Source organism: Sphingomonas taxi, from assembly GCF_000764535.1.
Lineage (GTDB): Bacteria > Pseudomonadota > Alphaproteobacteria > Sphingomonadales > Sphingomonadaceae > Sphingomonas > Sphingomonas taxi.
The window spans coordinates 1,025,388-1,044,214 of sequence record NZ_CP009571.1; the positions used below are offsets into that span (position 1 = coordinate 1,025,388).

Annotated in this window: 18 protein-coding genes; 13 read left to right on the forward strand and 5 right to left on the reverse strand. The window is 67.5% G+C overall.

All coding sequences use genetic code 11. The features are described from left to right. Nucleotides 1-93: 93 nt before the first annotated feature. The gene (locus MC45_RS04565) at nt 94-1,647 is read left to right on the forward strand and encodes a CRTAC1 family protein (RefSeq protein ID WP_038660080.1); all 1,554 of its coding nucleotides are present in this window, start codon (nt 94-96) and stop codon (nt 1,645-1,647) included. 52 nt (nt 1,648-1,699) lie between these two features. Here the strand turns inward: MC45_RS04565 and acs are convergent, their stop codons facing one another. The 4 genes from acs to madL are packed head-to-tail and all read right to left on the reverse strand — an operon-like array spanning nt 1,700 to nt 5,510. Further along, on the reverse strand, nt 1,700-3,607 hold the full coding sequence (acs, locus tag MC45_RS04570) for an acetate--CoA ligase (RefSeq protein ID WP_038660083.1): 1,908 nt from the start codon (nt 3,605-3,607) through the stop codon (nt 1,700-1,702). Nucleotides 3,608-3,625: 18 nt separating this feature from the next. After that, nucleotides 3,626-4,309 (reverse strand): GntR family transcriptional regulator, encoded by a 684-nt coding sequence (locus tag MC45_RS04575; RefSeq protein WP_038660086.1) that lies wholly within the window; start codon nt 4,307-4,309, stop codon nt 3,626-3,628. 2 nt (nt 4,310-4,311) lie between these two features. Beyond that, the gene (gene madM, locus MC45_RS04580) at nt 4,312-5,079 is read right to left on the reverse strand and encodes a malonate transporter subunit MadM (RefSeq protein WP_038660089.1); all 768 of its coding nucleotides are present in this window, start codon (nt 5,077-5,079) and stop codon (nt 4,312-4,314) included. Continuing rightward, nucleotides 5,076-5,510: a malonate transporter subunit MadL gene (madL, locus tag MC45_RS04585; RefSeq protein ID WP_038660092.1), complete on the reverse strand. Its 435-nt coding sequence runs from the start codon at nt 5,508-5,510 to the stop codon at nt 5,076-5,078. The genes madM and madL overlap by 4 nt, the downstream gene beginning before the upstream one ends. Nucleotides 5,511-5,685: 175 nt before the next feature. Between madL and mdcA the strand changes: the two genes are divergently transcribed. Genes mdcA through MC45_RS04620 form a run of 7 tightly spaced genes read left to right on the forward strand, consistent with a single transcriptional unit; the run spans nt 5,686 to nt 11,613 of the window. Next, nucleotides 5,686-7,332: a malonate decarboxylase subunit alpha gene (mdcA, locus tag MC45_RS04590; RefSeq protein ID WP_038660095.1), complete on the forward strand. Its 1,647-nt coding sequence runs from the start codon at nt 5,686-5,688 to the stop codon at nt 7,330-7,332. 13 nt (nt 7,333-7,345) lie between these two features. Continuing rightward, nucleotides 7,346-7,663 (forward strand): malonate decarboxylase acyl carrier protein, encoded by a 318-nt coding sequence (mdcC, locus tag MC45_RS04595; RefSeq protein WP_038660098.1) that lies wholly within the window; start codon nt 7,346-7,348, stop codon nt 7,661-7,663. Further along, the gene (locus tag MC45_RS04600; RefSeq protein WP_038660101.1) at nt 7,660-8,562 is read left to right on the forward strand and encodes a biotin-independent malonate decarboxylase subunit beta; all 903 of its coding nucleotides are present in this window, start codon (nt 7,660-7,662) and stop codon (nt 8,560-8,562) included. Before mdcC ends, MC45_RS04600 begins: the two co-directional genes overlap by 4 nt. Beyond that, nucleotides 8,549-9,256, forward strand: coding sequence for a biotin-independent malonate decarboxylase subunit gamma (locus MC45_RS04605; protein ID WP_038660105.1), 708 nt, complete (start codon nt 8,549-8,551; stop codon nt 9,254-9,256). Before MC45_RS04600 ends, MC45_RS04605 begins: the two co-directional genes overlap by 14 nt. Next, a complete protein-coding gene (gene mdcG, locus MC45_RS04610; protein WP_038660107.1) occupies nt 9,249-9,866 on the forward strand; it encodes a malonate decarboxylase holo-[acyl-carrier-protein] synthase in 618 nt (205 codons plus the stop codon). The genes MC45_RS04605 and mdcG overlap by 8 nt, the downstream gene beginning before the upstream one ends. Further along, nucleotides 9,863-10,696: a triphosphoribosyl-dephospho-CoA synthase MdcB gene (gene mdcB / locus MC45_RS04615; RefSeq protein ID WP_038660110.1), complete on the forward strand. Its 834-nt coding sequence runs from the start codon at nt 9,863-9,865 to the stop codon at nt 10,694-10,696. Before mdcG ends, mdcB begins: the two co-directional genes overlap by 4 nt. Then, on the forward strand, nt 10,693-11,613 hold the full coding sequence (locus tag MC45_RS04620) for an ACP S-malonyltransferase (RefSeq protein ID WP_038660113.1): 921 nt from the start codon (nt 10,693-10,695) through the stop codon (nt 11,611-11,613). The genes mdcB and MC45_RS04620 overlap by 4 nt, the downstream gene beginning before the upstream one ends. A gap of 92 nt (nt 11,614-11,705) precedes the next feature. Here the strand turns inward: MC45_RS04620 and MC45_RS04625 are convergent, their stop codons facing one another. Then, nucleotides 11,706-14,543: a TonB-dependent receptor gene (locus MC45_RS04625; protein WP_038660116.1), complete on the reverse strand. Its 2,838-nt coding sequence runs from the start codon at nt 14,541-14,543 to the stop codon at nt 11,706-11,708. A 281-nt stretch (nt 14,544-14,824) separates the two neighbouring features. On the opposite strand from MC45_RS04625, the gene MC45_RS04630 reads away from it, so the two are divergent. The 5 genes from MC45_RS04630 (at nt 14,825) to MC45_RS04655 (ending at nt 18,681) form a co-directional block, all read left to right on the forward strand. Continuing rightward, nucleotides 14,825-15,718, forward strand: a complete 894-nt coding sequence (locus MC45_RS04630) for a ferritin-like domain-containing protein (RefSeq protein WP_038660118.1) — start codon at nt 14,825-14,827, stop codon at nt 15,716-15,718. A gap of 31 nt (nt 15,719-15,749) precedes the next feature. Next, on the forward strand, nt 15,750-16,787 hold the full coding sequence (locus MC45_RS04635; protein ID WP_038660121.1) for a ferritin-like domain-containing protein: 1,038 nt from the start codon (nt 15,750-15,752) through the stop codon (nt 16,785-16,787). Between the two features lie 523 nt (nt 16,788-17,310). After that, a complete protein-coding gene (locus MC45_RS04645; RefSeq protein ID WP_038660127.1) occupies nt 17,311-17,508 on the forward strand; it encodes a hypothetical protein in 198 nt (65 codons plus the stop codon). Nucleotides 17,509-17,555: 47 nt separating this feature from the next. After that, the gene (locus tag MC45_RS04650; RefSeq protein WP_038660130.1) at nt 17,556-17,972 is read left to right on the forward strand and encodes a secondary thiamine-phosphate synthase enzyme YjbQ; all 417 of its coding nucleotides are present in this window, start codon (nt 17,556-17,558) and stop codon (nt 17,970-17,972) included. Between the two features lie 112 nt (nt 17,973-18,084). Next, nucleotides 18,085-18,681 (forward strand): CC0125/CC1285 family lipoprotein, encoded by a 597-nt coding sequence (locus MC45_RS04655; protein ID WP_038660133.1) that lies wholly within the window; start codon nt 18,085-18,087, stop codon nt 18,679-18,681. Nucleotides 18,682-18,827: the final 146 nt, after the last annotated feature.

An 18,827-nucleotide genomic window follows, 5' to 3' on the forward strand; every position in this document is an offset into this window, starting at 1 on the left:
ACCCGTTTGGCACGGAGAGAGGCGGGCGTCGAACGTCCCGACGCGGACCCGGAGTCCGATCAACCCGCTCCGCCCATACAACAGGGGAAGCTTATGTTCCGTCGTCCGATCGTCCGATTGCTCCCCCTCGCGCTCCTCGTTGCCGCCGCGCCGCAGGCGGCGGTGGAGACGGACGGCGAAGGGGGCCACGGCGTGCCGCTACCCGCGACCGGCCTTACCCCGCCGGCCTTCAAGCCGATCCAATCGGACCTGTTCGGGGTCGCTGGCTCGCTGTCCAACGCATGGGCCGACATGGACAATGACGGCGATCTCGACTTTGCGGTGTCGCTGAAGAGCGGCGAGCTGCGCCTCTATCGCAACGACGGCGGCACCTTCGTCAGCGTCGGCGCGGCGATGGGCCTGCCGACGACGGGACACGAATTGCGCGGGCTCAGCTGGGGCGATTACGACGGCGACGGCTGGCTCGACCTGCTCGGCGGCGCGACCGATCCGAAACAGCCGACGCTCGTCTTTCACAACCGCAAGGGCAAGGGGTTCGAGGAGGTCGGCGCGGCGATCGGGCTCGGCTTCTCCGGACGCTCGGCGCGGCAGACCAGCTGGGTCGACTATGACAACGACGGCGATGTCGATCTCTATGCGGCCGACCGGATCGGTGCCAACCGGCTGATGCGGAACGATGGCGGTCGCTTCACACAGGTGTTTGCCGGAACGGGCGTCTCCGATCCGCGTCCCACCGTCGGCGCCTGCTGGTTCGACTATGACGAGGACGGCGACCTCGATCTGTTCCTTGCCAATCAATCCGGTGCCGCCGACGCTTTGTGGCGCAACGACGGCGCGCGTTTCGTCGACGTCGCCGTCGCGGCCGGCGTCGCCGGACCGAAGCGGACCAAGGACGAGGGCGGCGTCGGCTGCGCGATCGGCGACTACGACAATGACGGGCGGCTCGACCTGTTCGTGCCCAATTACGGGCCGAACGCACTCTATCGCAATCGCGGCGATGGCACGTTCGACAATGTGTCGGTCGCCGCCGGGGTCGGCTTCGACAATCACGGCGTCGGCGCCGCTTGGGGCGATTACGACAATGACGGTTGGCTCGATCTGTCGATCATGGCCTATGAGGGGCCGGTCGGAAATCAGCAGCCGACCAACGCGCTGCTTCACAACGAACCCGATGGCAAGGGCGGCCGGCGGTTCGTCAACGTCCTGCCCCGCGACAGCGTGATGAACGCCGGCGACCATGGCGTGCAATGGGTCGACTATGATCGCGACGGCGCGCTCGATCTGTCGGTGACCGATGGATACGGCCCGGTCGGCGGTCACTTCCTGTTCCGCAACGGGCTGGCGAAGAGCGCCGCCGCCCGCAGCCTGTCGGTGCTGGTGCTCGACGCGAAGGGGCATTTTACGCGACCCGGTGCCGAAGTGCGGCTGCGCGGCGGCGACGGACGCATCCTCGCGACGCGCCAGGTCGGCACCGGCGATGGCTATAACACGCAAAGCGCGCAGCCGGTGCACTTCGGCGTTGCCGAGGCGCGTGCCGTGACGGTCGAGGTGACGTATTTGCGCCATGGAAAACGGGTCGTTCAGCGTCGCGCGAACGTTCGCATCGCCGATTATGGTGGCCGTGCGCTCGTCGTTCGCGAGAAATAGCGACGGGCGAAAGGCGGGGCCTGCGATCGACGCCGATGATCCGAACGCGGCTCTAGCCGGGCACTCTGGCCTGCGATTCGGAGAGGAGGGCCTTCACCACGCCGGGATCAGCGAGCGTCGAAGTATCGCCGAGGCTTGCCGTATCCCCCTCGGCGATCTTGCGCAGGATGCGGCGCATGATCTTGCCCGAGCGGGTCTTGGGCAGGCCGGGGGCGAACTGGATCGCGTCGGGGGTCGCGATCGGGCCGATCTCGCGCCGCACCCAGTCGCGCAAGGCCGCGCGCAGCGTCTCGTCGGCGGCGACGCCGGCGTTCAGCGTGACATAGGCATAGATCCCCTGCCCCTTCACGTCGTGCGGAAAGCCGACCACCGCCGCCTCGGCGACATCGGCGTGGAGGACGAGCGCGCTCTCCACCTCGGCGGTGCCCATGCGATGACCGCTGACGTTGATCACGTCGTCGACGCGGCCGGTGATCCACCAATAGCCGTCCGCGTCGCGTCGCGCGCCATCGCCGGTGGTGTAGACGCCCGGATAGAGGCTGAAATAGGCGTCGAAGAAGCGCGCGGGATCGCCCCACAGGCCGCGCATCTGCCCGGGCCAGGAAGCGGCGATGACCAGATTGCCCTCCGCCGCGCCATCCAGTTCGCGGCCCTCGGCATCGAGCAGGCGCGGATCGACGCCGTGGAAGGGCAGGCTCGCCGAGCCGGGCTTGGCCGGCGTGCCGGGCAGCGGCGTGATCATATGGCCGCCGGTCTCGGTCTGCCACCAGGTGTCCATCACCGGACAGCGGCCGCCGCCGACGACGTCGTGATACCAGCGCCATGCCTCGGGATTGATCGGCTCGCCGACCGATCCCAGCAGCTTGAGCGAGGCGCGGCTGGTGCCGGTGACATAAGCGTCCCCCTCCTTCATCAGCGCGCGCAGCGCGGTCGGCGCGGTATAGAGCGTCGTCACGCGATGCCGGTCGACCACCTCCCATATCCGCGCCGGGGTCGGCCAGTTGGGAACGCCCTCGTACATCAGCGTCGTCGCGCCATTGGCGAGCGGGCCGTAGACGATATAGCTGTGGCCGGTGACCCAGCCGATATCGGCGGCGCACCAATAGACGTCGGGCGCGGTGTAATCGAACACCGTCGCGTGCGTCATCGCCGCCCACAGCAGATAGCCGCCGGTGCTGTGGACGACGCCCTTGGGCTTGCCGGTCGAACCGCTGGTGTAGAGGATGAACAAGGGGTCCTCCGCCGCCATCGGCTCGGGCGGGCAGTCGGCGGCGACGTTCAGCGCGGCCTCGTGATACCAGATGTCGCGGCCCGCGGTCATCGGCACCTCGGCGCCGGTCGCGCGGACGACGAGGACGTGGTCGACGGCGCGCGCGATCGCCAGCGCCTCGTCGACGCAAGCCTTGAGCGCGATCGTGCGGCCGCCGCGGCGGCCCTGGTCGGCGGTGATGACGATCCGGCTGTCGCAATCGGCGATCCGGCCGGCGAGCGCCTCGGCGGAAAAGCCGGCGAACACCACCGAATGGACCGCGCCGATCCGCGCGCAGGCGAGCATCGCGAACGCCGCCTCGGGGATCATCGGCATATAGAGGGTGATCCGGTCGCCCTTCCCCGCGCCGAGCCCTTTGAGCACGTTGGCGAAGCGCGACACCTCACGGTGCAGTTCGGCATAAGTGATGTGGCGCGGCGCGGTGGTGGGATCGTCGCCCTCCCACAGGATCGCGACCTGATCGCCGCGCGTGGCGAGATGGCGGTCGATGCAATTGGCGGCGACGTTGAGCACGCCGTCCTCGAACCAGCGGATATGGAAATCGTCGCGATCGAACGACCAGTCGCCCGCGCGCGACGGCGCCGTCATCCAGTCGAGCCGGGTCGCCGCCTCCAGCCAGAAGCCATCGGGATCGGCGAGCGAACGGGCGTGGACGGCCTGACGGTCGGCGAGCGGGGTGGCGTTCGACATGGCATCTCTCCTTGGCGTTCAGCCGATCGCGTCGTGATCGGCGATATAGCGGTCGAGCGCGCTCGCCGCGTTGAGCATATGCGCGCGCATCCGGCGCGCCGCAGTCTCGCCATCGCCCTCGGCGATCGCCGCCATCACGCCGTCATGCTCCTCGCGCGAGCGGAGGATGCGGCGGCCCTGGCGCAATTGCGTGCGGCGGAAGGCGTTGAGACGGGTGCGCGTCGCGATCGCCTGTTCGGCGAGGAAGGCGTTGTGCGTCGCGTGATAGAGCGTCTCGTGAAAGGCCCGGTTGAACGCGTCATAGGCGTCGACATCGTCCGCCTCGACCATCGCCAGCGACGAATCATGGAGCTGGATCAGCCGGCTGCGCTCAAGCGGCGTCATGCGGTTGGTGGCGAGCCGCACGCACATCGCCTCGATCTCCGCCATCGCCTCGAACATGTCCATGATCCGCTCGGGGGTCAGCCGGGTGACGACGACGCCGCGACGCGGGCGCATCTCGGCTAGGCCGCTGACCGCGAGCTGGCGCAGCGCCTCGCGCACCGGCGTCCGCGACGCGCCGAACCGGTCGGCGAGCTGCTGCTCGTCGAGCTGCGTGCCGGCACGCAGCGCTCCGCTGGCGATCTCGTCGGTCAGCGCGTTGCGGATCCGGTCGGACAGCAATGTCCGCTCCTCGCCCAGCTCGTCCACGTCACTCGCCATCGTCAGCCCCCCACGATCCCGCGCACCGCCAGATAGAGGATCGACGGCGCGACCAGACAGCCAAGACCGGTGTGGAAGGTCGCGGTCAAGGCGCCATAAGGCACGAGCCGCCGGTCGGTGGCGGCAAGCCCGCCCGAAACGCCGCTGACGGTGCCCATCAGCCCGCCGAACACCATCGCGCTGCGCGGATTGTTTAGACCAATGAAGCGCGCCACCAGCGGCGTGCCGATCATCACCAGCACGGCCTTCAGCACGCCGGTGGCGATCGACAGCGCGATCACCGCCGAACTGGCGCCCAGCGCGGCGCCGGTGACCGGACCGACGATATAGGTGACCGCGCCCGCGCCGATCGTCGTCATCGACACCGCATCGGTATAGCCGAACGCCGCGGCGACCAGCGCGCCGAACACGAAGGGGATCACCGTGCCGAGCCCCAGGGCGACCGCGCCGATCAGCCCGGCCTTCTTCGCCTGCACGACATCGACCTCGAACGCGGTGGCGACGATCGCGAAGTCGCGCAGCATCGCGCCGCCCATCAGGCCGATGCCGGCGAGGATCGGGATGTCGGCGACACCCTTCTCGCCGCCGGTCCACAGTCCGGCGGCGAAGGCGGCGGCCAGCCCGATGATGATCGCGATCGCCGAGCCGTGGACCCGACCACGGGTCAGATGTTTCGACAGTGCATTGGACAGCCACATGACCAGCCCGACCACCGCGAAGGCGGTGAGCAGCGCATTGGCGGCGAAGACATGGGTGAGCATCGCGGTCATGCGGGGTCTCCCGCGGCGACGCGCGCCGCCTCGCGCGCGGCGGCGCTCCTCGCCTCGATCTCGTCCATCGTCTCGTTGGCGCCGCCCAGCCGGCTGAGGATCGCGACCATGCCGAAGCAGAGCAGCAGCGCGCCGACCGCGGCGATCACCACCACCGGGCCGCCCTCGGCAGCGGCGACGACATTCTGCTGCGCGGCCATGGCGACGACGATCGGAATGTAGAGCGCACCCCAGAATTCGACGCCGAGCTTGAGGCCATGGCTCATCAGCCCGCGCGCGCCGAGCCACAGCCGCGCCGCGATCAACAGGATCATCGCGATGCCGACCCCGCCGACATTGGCCTTCACGCCGAGTGCGACCCCGAGCAGGTCGCCGAGGAACACGCCGATCAGTGTGCAGATGGCGAGCAGCGCCACGCCGGAGATCGTCATGCCGGCACCTGCGGGAACGCGCAGATCGGCCCATGCGTATGCATCGTCACGCTTCGCATCCTTCCATGTACGCCGATCTGTCGTCGGCACATTGCATTGTATGCAAACTCTTGCATTCGACGCAATAGGCAATACAAAGAGGGCATTCGGAGCAATGTTTGGATACGGACGGGCGATGCGCGACTGGCACAGCAAACAAGCGGCGCGTACGGCGCGGATCGAAGCGGGCAGCCGTTTCGCCACGGGCAAGCTGGTCACCCCCGCCGACCTGACGCCGTTCCTCGAGACGGTGCTGCGTCCCGGCGACCGCGTCTGCCTGGAGGGCGACAACCAGAAACAGGCCGATGTCATCGCCCGCGCGCTCGCCGCGGTCGATCCGGCGCGGATCCACGATCTGCACATGGTCCAGTCGGGCGTGGTGCTGCCCGAGCATCTCGACCTGTTCGACAGCGGCATCGCGCGGCGGCTCGACTTCTCCTATTCGGGGCCGCAATCGGCACGGATCGCGAAGATGCTGTTCGGCGGCACGATCGAGCTGGGCGCGGTCCACACCTATCTCGAGCTGTTCGCCCGCTATTTCATCGACCTGACGCCGCAGGTCGCGCTGATCGCCGCGGTCAGCGCCGATCGCGACGGCAATCTCTACACCGGCCCCAATACCGAGGACACGCCGACCGTGGTGGAGGCGACGACCTTCGGCAACGGGCTGGTGATCGCGCAGGTCGGCGAGATCGTCGACAAGGTGCCACGTGTCGACATTCCGGGCGACCAGGTCCATTTCATCGTCGACGCCGCCAAGCCCTTCTATGTCGAGCCGCTCTTCACCCGCGACCCGGCGGCGATCACCGAGACGCAGATCCTCACCGCGATGCTGGCGATCAAGGGGCTGTACGAACCTTATGGCATCCGCCGGCTCAACCACGGCATCGGCTTCAACACCGCCGCGATCGAACTGCTGCTCCCGACCTATGGTGAGCGGCTCGGCCTCAAGGGCAAGGTGTGCACCCATTGGGCGCTCAATCCGCATCCCACGCTGATCCCGGCGATCGAGGCGGGCTGGGTCGAGCAGGTCCATTGCTTCGGCTCGGAGGTCGGGATGGAGGACTACCTTCGCGCCCGGCCCGATATCTTCTTCACCGGCCCGGACGGCTCGCTGCGTTCGAACCGCGCCTTCTGCCAGACTGCTGGCCTCTATGCCTGCGACATGTTCATCGGCTCGACGCTGCAGATCGACCTGTCGGGGCATAGCTCGACCGTCACCGCCAACCGCATCGCCGGTTTCGGTGGCGCGCCCAACATGGGATCGGACGCGCGCGGGCGGCGGCATCCGAGCAAACCCTGGCTGCGCGCCGGCGCCGAGGCCGATCCCGACGGCCCCGCCCCGCTCCGCCGCGGCCGCAAGCTCGTCGTCCAGATCGGCGAGACGTTCGGCGACGGCAACACGCCGATGTTCGTCGAACGCCTTTCCGCGCTCGACCTCGCCGAGAAGCTCGATCTCGATCTGGCGCCGGTGATGGTCTATGCCGACGACGTCACGCATATCGTCACCGAGGAGGGCATCGCCAACCTGCTGCTGTGCCGGACGAAGGACGAGCGCGAACAGGCGATCCGCGGCGTCGCGGGCTATACCGACATCGGTCGCGGCCGCGACAAGGCGATGGTCGAGCGGCTGCGCGAACGGCGGATCATCCAGCGGCCGCAGGATCTCGGCATCGATCCGCTCGACGCCGACCGCAGCCTGCTCGCCGCACATTCGATCAAGGACCTGATGCTCGCCTCGGGCGGGCTCTACCGGCCGCCGAGCCGGTTCCGGAACTGGTAAGGGGACGCGGGACATGGAAACGCTTCGCTACGATATCGCCGCGCCGCGCGCCGCCGGCGGCGACCGGCAGACCGCGCTGGTCGGCGTCGTCGCCTCGGGCAATCTCGAGGTGCTACTCGAACGCGGTGGCGCCCCCGATCGCTGCACGATCGAGATCGCGACCGCGGCGCACGGCTTTGCCGAGCTCTGGGCGGCGGTGACCGCCGACGTGGTCGCGGCACGCGGCGGTGGCGGCCTGCGCATCGCGATCAACGACGGCGGTGCGCGGCCCGATACCGTCGCGCTGCGGCTGGCACAGGGCATCCGCCTGATCGAGGAGCCGGTCGCATGAGCCATCTCCGGCAAAGCTGGTACGAGGCGAGCGCGCGAGCGCGCCTCGACGCGCTGGTCGACCCCGGCAGTTTCGCCGAGTTCGTCGGTCCCGAGCGGCGCGAGACGAGCCCGCATCTGCCGATCTTCGATCTGCCGCGCCAGTTCGACGACGGCATCGCGGTCGGCGCGGCGACGATCGACCGCACGCCGGTGCTGGTCGCCGCGCAGGAGGGCCGCTTCATGGGTGGCGCGTTCGGCGAGGTGCACGGCGCCAAGCTCACCGGCCTGCTCCGCGCCGCCGCGACGCTGCGCCGCGACGTGGTGATCGCCTTCGACACCGGCGGCGTGCGGTTGCAGGAGGCCAATGCCGGCGAACTTGCGATCGCCGAGATCATGCGCGCGGTGCTCGACGCACGGCTGGCGGGCGTGCGCGTCGTCGGGCTGATCGGCGGTCGCGCCGGTTGCTATGGCGGCGGCAGCCTGATCGCCGGCTGCTGTTCGGCACTGGTGATCTCCGAACAGGGGCGGCTCAGCGTGTCGGGACCCGAGGTGATCGAGACCAATCGCGGCGTCGAGGAATTCGACTCGCGCGACCGCGCGCTGGTGTGGCGGACGATGGGCGGCAAGCATCGCTATCTGATCGGTGGGGTCGACCTCTACGTCGACGACGATGCCGCCGCCTTTCGCACCGCGACGCTCGACGCGCTGCATCGCCCCGCGACGCTGGACGCCGCCGTACTCGCGGCCGAACAGGCGCGGCTCGAACGCCGGCTGGCGCGCTTCGGCGACGCGCCCGACGGCCGTGACCTGTGGGCAGCGCTCGGCGTTGCCGATGCGGCGACCGTCCCCGATCTGGCGACCACCGATTTCCTCGCCGCTGCCGCCGGCCACCGGGAGAGTGCCGATGACGCCCGCTGATATCCTCGCCTCGCTCTTCCCCGCCGGCCATGACGTCACGGCGACCGGCGCGCTGCTGCGCGGCACGGGTGATGGCATCCACGTCCTCGGCATCGTCGACGGCGCCTTTCCCGGCGTCGACGAGGCGGTCGCGCTCGCCGGTGACGTCCTCGCGATCGCCGCGCACGACGACGGCGCGCCGATCCTGTTCCTGCTCGATTCGGGCAGCCAGCGGATGAGCCGCCGCGACGAGCTGCTCGGGCTCAGCGAGACGCTGGCACATCTCGCCAAGGCGCTGCGGCTGGCGGCGGCGCGCGGCCATCGCACGATCGGGCTGCTCTATGGCGGCACCGCGGCGGGCGCGTTCATCGCCACCGCGCTCGCCTGCGACACGCTGGTCGCGCTGCCCGGCGCGCATCCGGCGGTGATGGACCTGCCGTCGATGGCGCGCGTCACCAAGCTGCCGCTCGCGGTGCTGGAGGAGAAGGCGGCGGCGACCCCGGTCTTCGCGCCGGGGCTCGACAATATCGTCGCGACCGGCGGCATCGCCGCGGTCTGGGACCCGAACCGGCCGCTGTCGGAGCAGCTCGCCGCCTTGCTCGCCGAACCGCCGGCCGGCGACGCGCGCGCCAGGCTCGGCGCCGCGCGTGGCGGTCGGCCCAAGGCCGCAGCGATCGCGGCGGAGGTGGAGCGGCTGGCGCTGGCGCATGGCTGAGCTGGCGCGCCATATGCTCGCTTATGTCGCGCCCGACGCCTGGGCGACGATGATCGGCGCCGACGAGCCGGCGGCACTGCGCGACTGGGCCGCGGCGGGTCGGCCGGCGATCGTCCGGCGCACGCTGTGCGACGATGGCGACGCGGTGCCGCTCGGCGTGCCGCTGCCCCCCGCGCTCGGCAAGCGGCGCGTGGCGCTGCGCTGCCCGCCGCACGCGATCCTGCGCACCGCGCCGCCGCCGCTGCTCCGCGACGCGGCCGCCGCCGCTCCGCGCGAATGGCAGGTGACGATCGCCGCGCTGCTGCTGTGCGATCCGGCAATGCGCTGTTTCGGCAGCCTCGCGTGGCAGCATCTGACCGGGCTAGCCTATCTCAGCGAAAGCTCGGACATCGACCTCATCCTCGCCTGCGCCGGCGCTGCGGAGGCGGACGCCCGCGCGGCGCAACTCGCGGTGATCGCCGCCGACGCACCGATGCGCGTCGACGCCGAACTGGTCGCGGCCGACGGCGCCGCCGTGCAATGGCGCGAATGGCGGTCCGGCGCGCCCGACGTGCTCGCGAAATCGCCCGACGCGGCGCGCCTCGTCGATCGTGCGGCGGTCTTCCCGTGATTGCCCTCGCCCGCCACGGCGAGGAGCGCAGCGCCACGGCGATCGGCGACACCGCCGCAGACTGCCTGATTCGCGAGGTCGAGACCTGGCCCAAGCCCGGACTGGTCAGCCACGTCGACCAGGGCGCGCACGACGACATGGACGCCGACCTGCTCCGCCGCAGCGCCCGCATGCTCGCGCCCTATTTCACCGATCTCGCCGCCGCCGGGGCGGCCGGGGCCGATATGGACCGGCTGCGCGCGATCGGCATGGCGGCGGAGGCGGCGATGCTGGCCGCGACCGCCGGGGTGAACACGCATCGCGGCGCGATCTTCGGGCTCGGCCTGCTCGCGGCAGCGGCAGGATTCCGCACCCGGTACGGCGTCGCGGCGCCGCTCGGACGGATCGTCGCAGCGCGCTGGGCTACGGGCATCCTCGACGGCCCCGTCGATCTGCACAGCCATGGCAGCGTCGTCGCGCGCCGCTATCGCGCGGGCGGCGCGCGCGCCGAAGCGGCGGCCGGCTTCCCCGCCGTCTATGACGTCGCACTGCCCGCGCTCGCCGACGCGCGCCGGATCGCCGACGGAGACGAAGCCGAACGCGTGCAGGCGTGTATGGCGCTGATCGCCGGGGTCGCGGACAGCAACCTCCTCTATCGCGGCGGCCCCGCCGGCCTCGCCTTCGCACAGCGGCAGGCAAAAGCCTTTCTCGCCGATGGCGGAGTCGGCGCCGCCGGCTGGCGCCCTCGCGCCGCGGCGATCCATGCGGCGTTCGTCGCGCGCCGGCTGAGCCCCGGCGGCTGCGCCGATCTGCTCGCGATGGCGCTGTTCGTCGCGGCGGTCGAGCGATGAGCCTCGCCTTGCTCTGTTCGGGTCAGGGACGGCAGCATCGCGCGATGTTCGACCGCGTCGCCGATCATGCGACCCCGGTTCTGGCCGCCGCATCGGCGACGCTGGGGAGCGACGTTCGCGATTTCGTGCGGACCGCGTCGGATGCAGATCTGCACGCCAATCGCGCCGGCCAGATCGTCTGCGTCGCCGGCGCGATGGCGGTGGCGGAGGCGCTGTTTCCGGATGGCGCACCGCCGGCTACGATCGTCGTGGGGTATAGCGTCGGGGAGATCGCGGCATGGGGCATCGCGCGCGTTTGGTCGCCGGCCGATACCTTCGCCGTCGTCGATGCGCGCGCCGTCGCGATGGACGCCGCGAGCGGGCCGGATGACGGGCTCGGCTATATCCGCGGCCTGCCGCATGACGATGTCGCCGCACTGGCCGACCGGTTCGGCTGCGCCGTCGCGATCGTCAACCCCGGCCGCCTGTTCGTCTGCGGCGGCACGCGCGACGCTATCGCCGCGTTATGCACGGCGGCACTGGCCGATGGTGCGGTGAACGCCGCCCCGCTGGCGGTTCACGTCGCCTCGCACACGCCGCGTCTCGCCGCCGCCGTCGCGCCGCTCGCGCAAAAGCTGGGTTCCATCGCGATGGCCCGGCCGACGCTCCGCCTGATGACCGCGACGGACCAAAGCCTCGTCAGCCTGCCCGCCCACGCCGCTGCGGGCCTCGCCAGACAGGTCATGACGACGATCGACTGGGCCGCGCTGCTCGACGCTTTGGCCGAGCGCGGCGTCGATCAGGTCCTCGACCTCGGCCCGGGCTCCGCCCTCGCGGAGATGGCATCCGCCGCGATGCCCGACGCGCGCGTCCGCGCCGTCGATCAGTTCCGAACCCTGCAAGGGGTGCGAGACTGGCTCGTTCGTCATGACCGGTGAGCGTTACGTGGCGCCCATACCGGTGACCTGCCGATATCACCGCGGCGGTAGGCCCGGTAAAAGACGCCTGCCATCGTCTGCCGGGCCGCATCTCAAAACCGCGAGCGGACCGAGAAGCTGAAGTTGCGGGAGTAATAATGTACGTCGCGTGGCATGGCGTAGGATCCCCAATAGTCCTGATTGCCCGCCCGCGTCAGATTGGCCGCCTCGAGCGCCAGCGTCAGATGCTTGTTCACGTCATAGTTGATCGAGGCGTCCAGTCGCTCGACGGGATCGAGGAACAGATTGTTGTACGGGTTCTTGGCATCGACCCAGAGCTGCTGACGCGAGCGCCAATTGTAGGCGACGCGCAGGTTCAACCCGTCGCGCTCGAAAAACCCGACGAGGTTGTAGACGTATTTCGAGACATACAGATACGGCCCGTAAACAAAGACGGTGTCACCCGACTTGTCGATAGACGGAAACGCCTGACGGGTGATGTTCATCGTCCCGTTAACCGACGCGCCGAACGACTTGAGTATCCCAGGCAAGAAGGTGAAGAAGGTAGTCGCCTGCCCTTCGATGCCACGGAAGCGGCCTTTGCCGAGATTCTGGGGCCGGGTCACCAGCGTCGGTACGTCGGGCGTCTCGGGCAGATATTCGATACCCTGCTTGTTACCGACGAAGCCATCCTGATTCCATTGCCAGACCGCGAGAGACATCGATCCGGTATTGCCGAAATACCATTCGAGCGAGGCATCGTATTTATAGGTCGTGACCGGGCCGAGCTTGGGATTGCCGCCAGCCGCGACGGGCCGTGCATCGTTCTCTAGGTTGAGCGTCAATTGCGGGTTCAATTGTCCCGCATTGGGCCGCCCGACCTCCCGCGTCCATGACCCACGCAACTGCAGCTTTGGCGTGAAATGCACGATCGCGCTGAAGCTCGGCAGCAGATCGAGGCCATTGCCCTTCGCCACCGCCACGCTGTCGGTGGTAACTTTGGTCTTCAGCTCATCGATCATCTCAAACTTGGTAGTTTGCTGGGTCGAGATCAGATTGACCAGCGAATTGACGATGCGAGTACCAAATATTCCTTCGATGGGAAACAACAACTTCACATTATAATGAGCCATTGCATAGAAGGCATAGGTCCCTTCCGAGCCGTCAAACCGGGCAAGTGGATCATATGTCGGGTAATAGCCCTTGAAATCAGGCAGAACCTGATTGACGCGGTTGACGATCGCCGGCCAGCTCTTCCGGATCGAACCGGTATCGCCAATCAGCCATTCGGCCTTCGAGCCCGGAAACGTCTGGCCGTTGCTCGTCAAGGTGTAATCGGGCAGCTCGCTCATCGGCAGGCGCAGATTGCTGATGCTGCGCCGGCCATATCCACGCTCATAAGCCCGTCGCTGACGACGGAACCCGATCTTGAACCAATCAACCGCTTTGAAGAACGTATTGAATTTAAGATCCGCCTTGATTTCCAACTCCGGGCTGTGGGTATGCTGACGCACCTGATCGAACCCGTCGATGTACAGATAGTTTTTTCTGTCCATCAGATCGAGGTTCTTGAACGTGATTTCGGACCCTCCCTTCGGATTGTTCGGCGTATTGAAGACGACGTCGAACTGCGGTTGCTGGCTGAAGCGAAGGTAATGAAAAATGTCATTCGAATCATTATCTGACCGGCGATAATTGATCCACGAGGTGAATTCGATGCGTTCATTGGTGTAATCAAGTTGCAGCCGGCCGTTATAGTCGCTGGTTTCATGCAGATAGGAATGGCGTCCGGGCCCGAACGGATCGATCGAATCGACCGTCAGCGATTTCACGAGGCGCCCATCGTCGGACATCACGATGTTGGACAAGCGCGGCGGCGGCGCGTCGGATTGCGAGGCGGTGATCGGAACGACGAAATAATTATCCGACCACAGCATCTTCTGATTGGCATAGCCGCCTTCCAGCGTGACGCTCCAATGATCGTCGGGTTTCCACTGTGTCGAGACCTGGAACGCGGCGCGCTCGGACCAGCCGGTGGTGCCGGCAAAGCCGACGGTGCGCGGCAGGTACATGTTGCCGAGCGTCGTGCTCGGCGCCACGATCTGGCGCTGGTCCCATGACCAGTCGGGCAGCGCGTTGAAGCGAACGCCTTCGTTATAAGTCAGGTGGTTGTAGTTGCCGTTGACCGAGAAACCGAGCCGCCCGATCGGCGTCTCCGCATTGTAGGCGATCAGCGCGCTGTAGTAGGGATTCACCTTCTTGACCTGGTCGGCATAGTCGGCGCGCGCGCTCAGCGCATAGGTCGCGCCGGCCTTGAAGTCGGTCGGTCGGCGTAGCGAGATGTTGATGACGCCGGACTGGCTTCCCTCGACCTGATCGGGCGTGCGCGTCTTGTAGACCTCGATGCTCGATACGAGATCGGAGGAGATATCCTGGACGAAGGTGGTTCGCTTGTCTGCCGAGAAGCTGGGTGAGCCGTTGATCGTCGTCATGACGTTGTTCAGGCCACGGATTCGGATGCCGCCACCCTCGGCGAACGACCCGCCCTCGCCCCGGTCACGATCAATCTGGACGCCGGGGACGCGCGCGAGCGCCTCCGGCACGTTCTTGTCGGGCAGCTTGCCAATATCCTGGGCGACGACGACGTCGACGATCTGTTGCGCGTGGCGCTTGGCGTTGCGCGCGGATTTCACGTTCTCGCGCAGACCGGTGACGATGATGTCGCCCTCCAGCCGCCCCGATTCATCCCTGAGCTGCGGCTGATATTCTTCCGGCTCGGCCGTCTTCTTGGCAGTTGCGACGGCCTTTGCAGCCTTCTTCGCAGATTTGCCCGACTTCGCCTTGCCTTCCCCCTGTACGGCGGTCTTGCCATTTGCTGCCGGCAGCGACTGAGCGACCGCGCCCGACGCACCCAACCCTGCCCCCATCGCGACATAGGCGACGCCCGCCACCAATTTCCATTTCGACGTCATACGTCGACCCTCCCCCTGTTGTTGGGAGTACGTGGCCCCTCCACGCCTCCTCACGGACAAAATATGGTATACGTTTTTCATCTTGTCCAACATTTAGTTTCAGGCAATAAATGTTGCGTCAGCTAGACGCCGACCACGGCTACGATGCCGCCGCACTTGGGATGATGCGGCGCACTTTGATCGTGAGCAGACAAGGAGGGGGACAGGGTATAATGAACGGTATATTATTGATCAGTGATTCCGATACCGGACAATCACTTATGCTGCGCAGAACGGCATTGGCGACATTGTTCGGCGGTGTGGCACTGGCCGGCTTCATCGGCACCGCACAGGCAGAGGGGCTGGTTGCCGGCGAAATCGCCGCATTGCAGTTTGCACTTAACCTACAGTATCTTACGACGAACTTTCTGCAGGCGGCGATCTATGGCGACGGACGCCAGTTGCAGGCCGACAACATTCGCGGCGGAGAGTTGAGCGGCGAGCCGGGCGTAGTGGTAACTACCGCAAAACAGGTCCGTTTTCCGGCGGCGACTCGTGACATCCAGGCGCGGGTGCAGGAAATCGGCGACGAGCATTGGTATCGCAACCTGCTGCTGCGCGCGCTGCTGCGCGCGGACGTCGTCGCGCAGAAAACGATCGACCTGTCGCCGGCCACCTTCACCGCCATGTTCCGGCTCGCCGGCGTGATCGATGCCGGTGCGACGTTCGATCCATATAGCTCGCCGCTCAACCTGCTGCTCGCCACCGAGACGCTGATCTCGGTGCAGGCCAGCGTGATCAGCGCGATGCTGCCGAGCTTCGACAACGACATCCTCCGCGCCACCATGGCCTCCTTCGCCGCCAGCGTCGGCGGCGACGCAGCGACGATCCGGTCGATGCTCTACGCGCAGGGACAGGCCGCGGCGATCGACAAGCTCGCGGCGTGGCGCGATCGCGTGGATGGCACCGCGGTGACCGATCGCGGCCTGTCGGCGACGACGACGAACGGCAATGCGATGACGCGGATCGCGTTCACCGATGCCGATGGATTGCTGATCGGCCGCACGCCGGCCCGGGCGTTGAACGTGCTGTTCATGACGTCGGGCGCGGTCACCACCGGCGGTTTCTTTCCGACCGGGATCAACGGCGCGATCACGCGCAGCGCCGCCAACTGACCGGCGCGATCACTTTAGGGGGGATGATAGCATGACAATCGAACCGACTGCCGGCCCGCGCGACGCGACCCGCCGGGGATTTCTGCGGCTATGCGGCCAGGCGTCGGCCACCGCCGGCGGCCTGACCTTGCTGGCGGCGTGCAACGACGATGTCGTCGGAGCCGAGCACGTGCCCGCGCCGCAGGCGTCGGCAACGGCACCGGCAACGACGCCCGCGGCCTATTCCGCGTCCGACGCCGACCGGCTCAACTTCGGCCTGCAACTCCAGTATCTGCTCGCCGCCTATCTGCAGCGATCGCTGGACGGGACGACGCTCGACGGGACGGCGCTGACCGCCGGCACCGGCACGCGGGGGACGGTGTCCGGCGGGCGGGCCGTCTCCTTCTCGGATGCGACGTTGAAGGCATCCGTGCGCGAGGTGACCACCGCCACGGTGGCGCGGATCGGCTTCCTGCGGCGGACGCTGGGCAGCGCCGCCACCGCGCAGCCGGCGATCAACATCGCGGGTGGCCAAGGCAGCCCGTTCCAGGCAATCACGCTGGTCACGGGGCCGCAGGACCAGCCGCCCACCACCTATTTCGATCCCTATGCGTCGGAAGAGGATTTCCTGCTCGGTGCGACGGCATTGTTTGCGGTGGCTTCGACCGCCACCACCGACCTGACATGGGCGGTCGGCGCGACGCTGCGGGCTGGGATGGGGGCCTTCGTCGCCGGTGTCGTGGCGGGCGACTCGATCCTGCGCAATGCGCTGTTCGCACGGGCCAATCTGCAACCGACCAAATTGCCGGACAACAGCCCGACGCTGTTCGCCCGCGCCGCGCAGATGAGCGACACGCGCAACTATTTCGACGGGCCGCGCAGCCTCGACCAGTATCTCGGCCGCTTCGTCAACAAGGATGGGATCGCGTCGAACATCATGTTCAAGGATAGCAACTGGATCATGATCCGCCGCACGCCCGAACAGGCGTTGAACGTCCTGTATGCGTCACAAACCTCGGTTGCGTCGGGGGCCTTCTTCCCGGCCAGCGTCAACGGCACCATCCGCAGCAGCGGCGCCAACAGCTACTGACGCGGGAGACCGACCGGGTCTCGGGTATGGAGAGGTCGGCTGACGCGGCATGATCTCTCCCCCTCCGGCGATGTGCGAACGACCGGACAGGTCGACATCGACGTCAGCATCGGGCGCCGAGTGGATGAAGATCGTCCACGTCAAGGAACAGGCGGCGCAGGACCTGTCGCTCAGAGCGATGGCCTGATCTTTCGACACAAGCAACTATATTGCAGTGCAACACGCGTGACAGCAATAATAGCGCTTGCACCTCCATTACGAAGGCGACATCATCCAGCTCAACAAGGAACGACACGTTCCCGCCGGAGAGAGATGCATGATGATCTTCCTGGAAGTCGCGATCGGCGCCCTCGGTCTCGCGCTGCTGACCACGCCTGTCTTCATCGCGCTGGCCGACAAGCGTAAGATGACCAGACCGGAATAAACGCCGCCCCGCGGCGGCGGGGTCACCAGCGTTAATGCATGCGTCGCGAATTGGGTCTAGGATGGTCGCTACCGCACCACCCTGGCACAGGACCTCATCGTGGATTCGCCCTGCCCCGTTACCGCCCAGCTCGTCGCCTCGATTCACCAGCCCTGGCGCGCATCGGTGCGCGAATGCCTCGACCGCTGGCTGCGCCTCGACTCGACGGCACGCGAGTCGGCCTATCTCGTGCTCGAGGGGCCCGAGCCCAACCTCCGCCGCACGCTCAACGCCGCCGAGATCGCCAAGCTTGCCTGAGCGGGCGGCGGCCGGGCCGCGTGGCCCGAACCGGAACGGGAGCTGACATGCGGCAAGCCACGACTACCTTGAGCGTCGAGACGCGGCGGCAGGGCCTGCTGGAGGTGACCGGCGAGGTCATCCGCTGGGTGGCGGCGCAGGACATCGATACCGGGCTGCTCACGGTTTTCTGCCGGCATACGTCGGCGTCGCTCGTGATCCAGGAAAATGCCGCGCCGGCGGTGCGCCGCGACATGGAGGCCTATTTCGCCCGCCTCGCGCCGGAAAGCCGCGATTATGAACATGACGACGAGGGGCCGGACGACATGCCCGCGCATCTCCGCACCGCACTGACCGGCGTGCAGCTGTCGATCCCGGTCATCGAGGGCGCGCCTGCGCTGGGGACGTGGCAGGGCATCTATCTGTTCGAACATCGCACCAGTCCGCATCGGCGCAGCCTGGCGCTGCACCTGATCGGCGCGTGAACCGCGGCGAAGCGTTGCAGACGGGAGCCAAGTCGTTCATCGCTCGTTCCACTCGGACGATGTATAGGCGGCACGGTTCGCCGCATCCGCGAGCGAATGGAGTATTGGAGTCATGAGTCATCTGGGCCGCAAGGCCGTGGTCGCGGCACTCGCCGCCTCCACGCTGATGGTCGCCGGCTGCGCGACCGAGACCACCTATCGCCCCGCCACCGGGCAGGGCTTCAACCGCACCGGCTACAGCGATCGCCGGATCGAACCCGACCGCTATCTCGTCAGCTTCGCCGGCAACAGCGTCACCTCGCGCGATACGGTGGAACGCTATCTGCTGTTCCGCGCCGCCGAACTGACGCTGCAGAACGGCTATGATTATTTCGTCATGGCCAATCGCGACACCGATTTGCAGTCGCGCACGTACAGCACGCCCGGAGTCGGCGGCGGCTGGGGCTATGGCGGCTTCGGCGGCTATTGGGGTCCGTCGTGGCGCTATTACGGCCGCGGTTTCGGCTGGCGCAGCTGGGACCCGTGGTTCGGCGGCGGCTTCGGCGGCGGCCCGTGGGGCAACGATTTCGACATCCGCACGATCGACCGCTACGAGGCAACCGCGGAGATCGTGATGCGCAAGGGACCGATCCCGCGCGACAATCTGCGCGCGTTCAACGCCCGCGCGGTGGTCGACAGCATCGGCCCGACGGTGGTTCTGCCGAAGTAACGTGCCGTTCGCGTAACGACAAAAGGCCGGGTCACCTTGCGGTGATCCGGCCTTTTTCGTGAGATGGTGACAGCGACGGCTGCCGTGCGCTCCGGCATCCGGCTTCGTCAGCCGTCGCGGAGACGAAGCGGGACCCCGGCGCAAGG

Bases quoted from the DNA above. Each gene is read 5' to 3' on its own strand.
- MC45_RS04565 (WP_038660080.1), top strand. From the start codon at position 94: ATGTTCCGTCGTCCGATCGTCCGATTGCTCCCCCTCGCGCTCCTCGTT.
- acs (WP_038660083.1), bottom strand. From the start codon at position 3,607: ATGTCGAACGCCACCCCGCTCGCCGACCGTCAGGCCGTCCACGCCCGT.
- MC45_RS04575 (WP_038660086.1), bottom strand. From the start codon at position 4,309: ATGGCGAGTGACGTGGACGAGCTGGGCGAGGAGCGGACATTGCTGTCC.
- madM (WP_038660089.1), bottom strand. From the start codon at position 5,079: ATGACCGCGATGCTCACCCATGTCTTCGCCGCCAATGCGCTGCTCACC.
- madL (WP_038660092.1), bottom strand. From the start codon at position 5,510: ATGACGATCTCCGGCGTGGCGCTGCTCGCCATCTGCACACTGATCGGC.
- mdcA (WP_038660095.1), top strand. From the start codon at position 5,686: ATGCGCGACTGGCACAGCAAACAAGCGGCGCGTACGGCGCGGATCGAA.
- mdcC (WP_038660098.1), top strand. From the start codon at position 7,346: ATGGAAACGCTTCGCTACGATATCGCCGCGCCGCGCGCCGCCGGCGGC.
- MC45_RS04600 (WP_038660101.1), top strand. From the start codon at position 7,660: ATGAGCCATCTCCGGCAAAGCTGGTACGAGGCGAGCGCGCGAGCGCGC.
- MC45_RS04605 (WP_038660105.1), top strand. From the start codon at position 8,549: ATGACGCCCGCTGATATCCTCGCCTCGCTCTTCCCCGCCGGCCATGAC.
- mdcG (WP_038660107.1), top strand. From the start codon at position 9,249: ATGGCTGAGCTGGCGCGCCATATGCTCGCTTATGTCGCGCCCGACGCC.
- MC45_RS04620 (WP_038660113.1), top strand. From the start codon at position 10,693: ATGAGCCTCGCCTTGCTCTGTTCGGGTCAGGGACGGCAGCATCGCGCG.
- MC45_RS04630 (WP_038660118.1), top strand. From the start codon at position 14,825: ATGCTGCGCAGAACGGCATTGGCGACATTGTTCGGCGGTGTGGCACTG.
- MC45_RS04635 (WP_038660121.1), top strand. From the start codon at position 15,750: ATGACAATCGAACCGACTGCCGGCCCGCGCGACGCGACCCGCCGGGGA.
- MC45_RS04650 (WP_038660130.1), top strand. From the start codon at position 17,556: ATGCGGCAAGCCACGACTACCTTGAGCGTCGAGACGCGGCGGCAGGGC.
- MC45_RS04655 (WP_038660133.1), top strand. From the start codon at position 18,085: ATGAGTCATCTGGGCCGCAAGGCCGTGGTCGCGGCACTCGCCGCCTCC.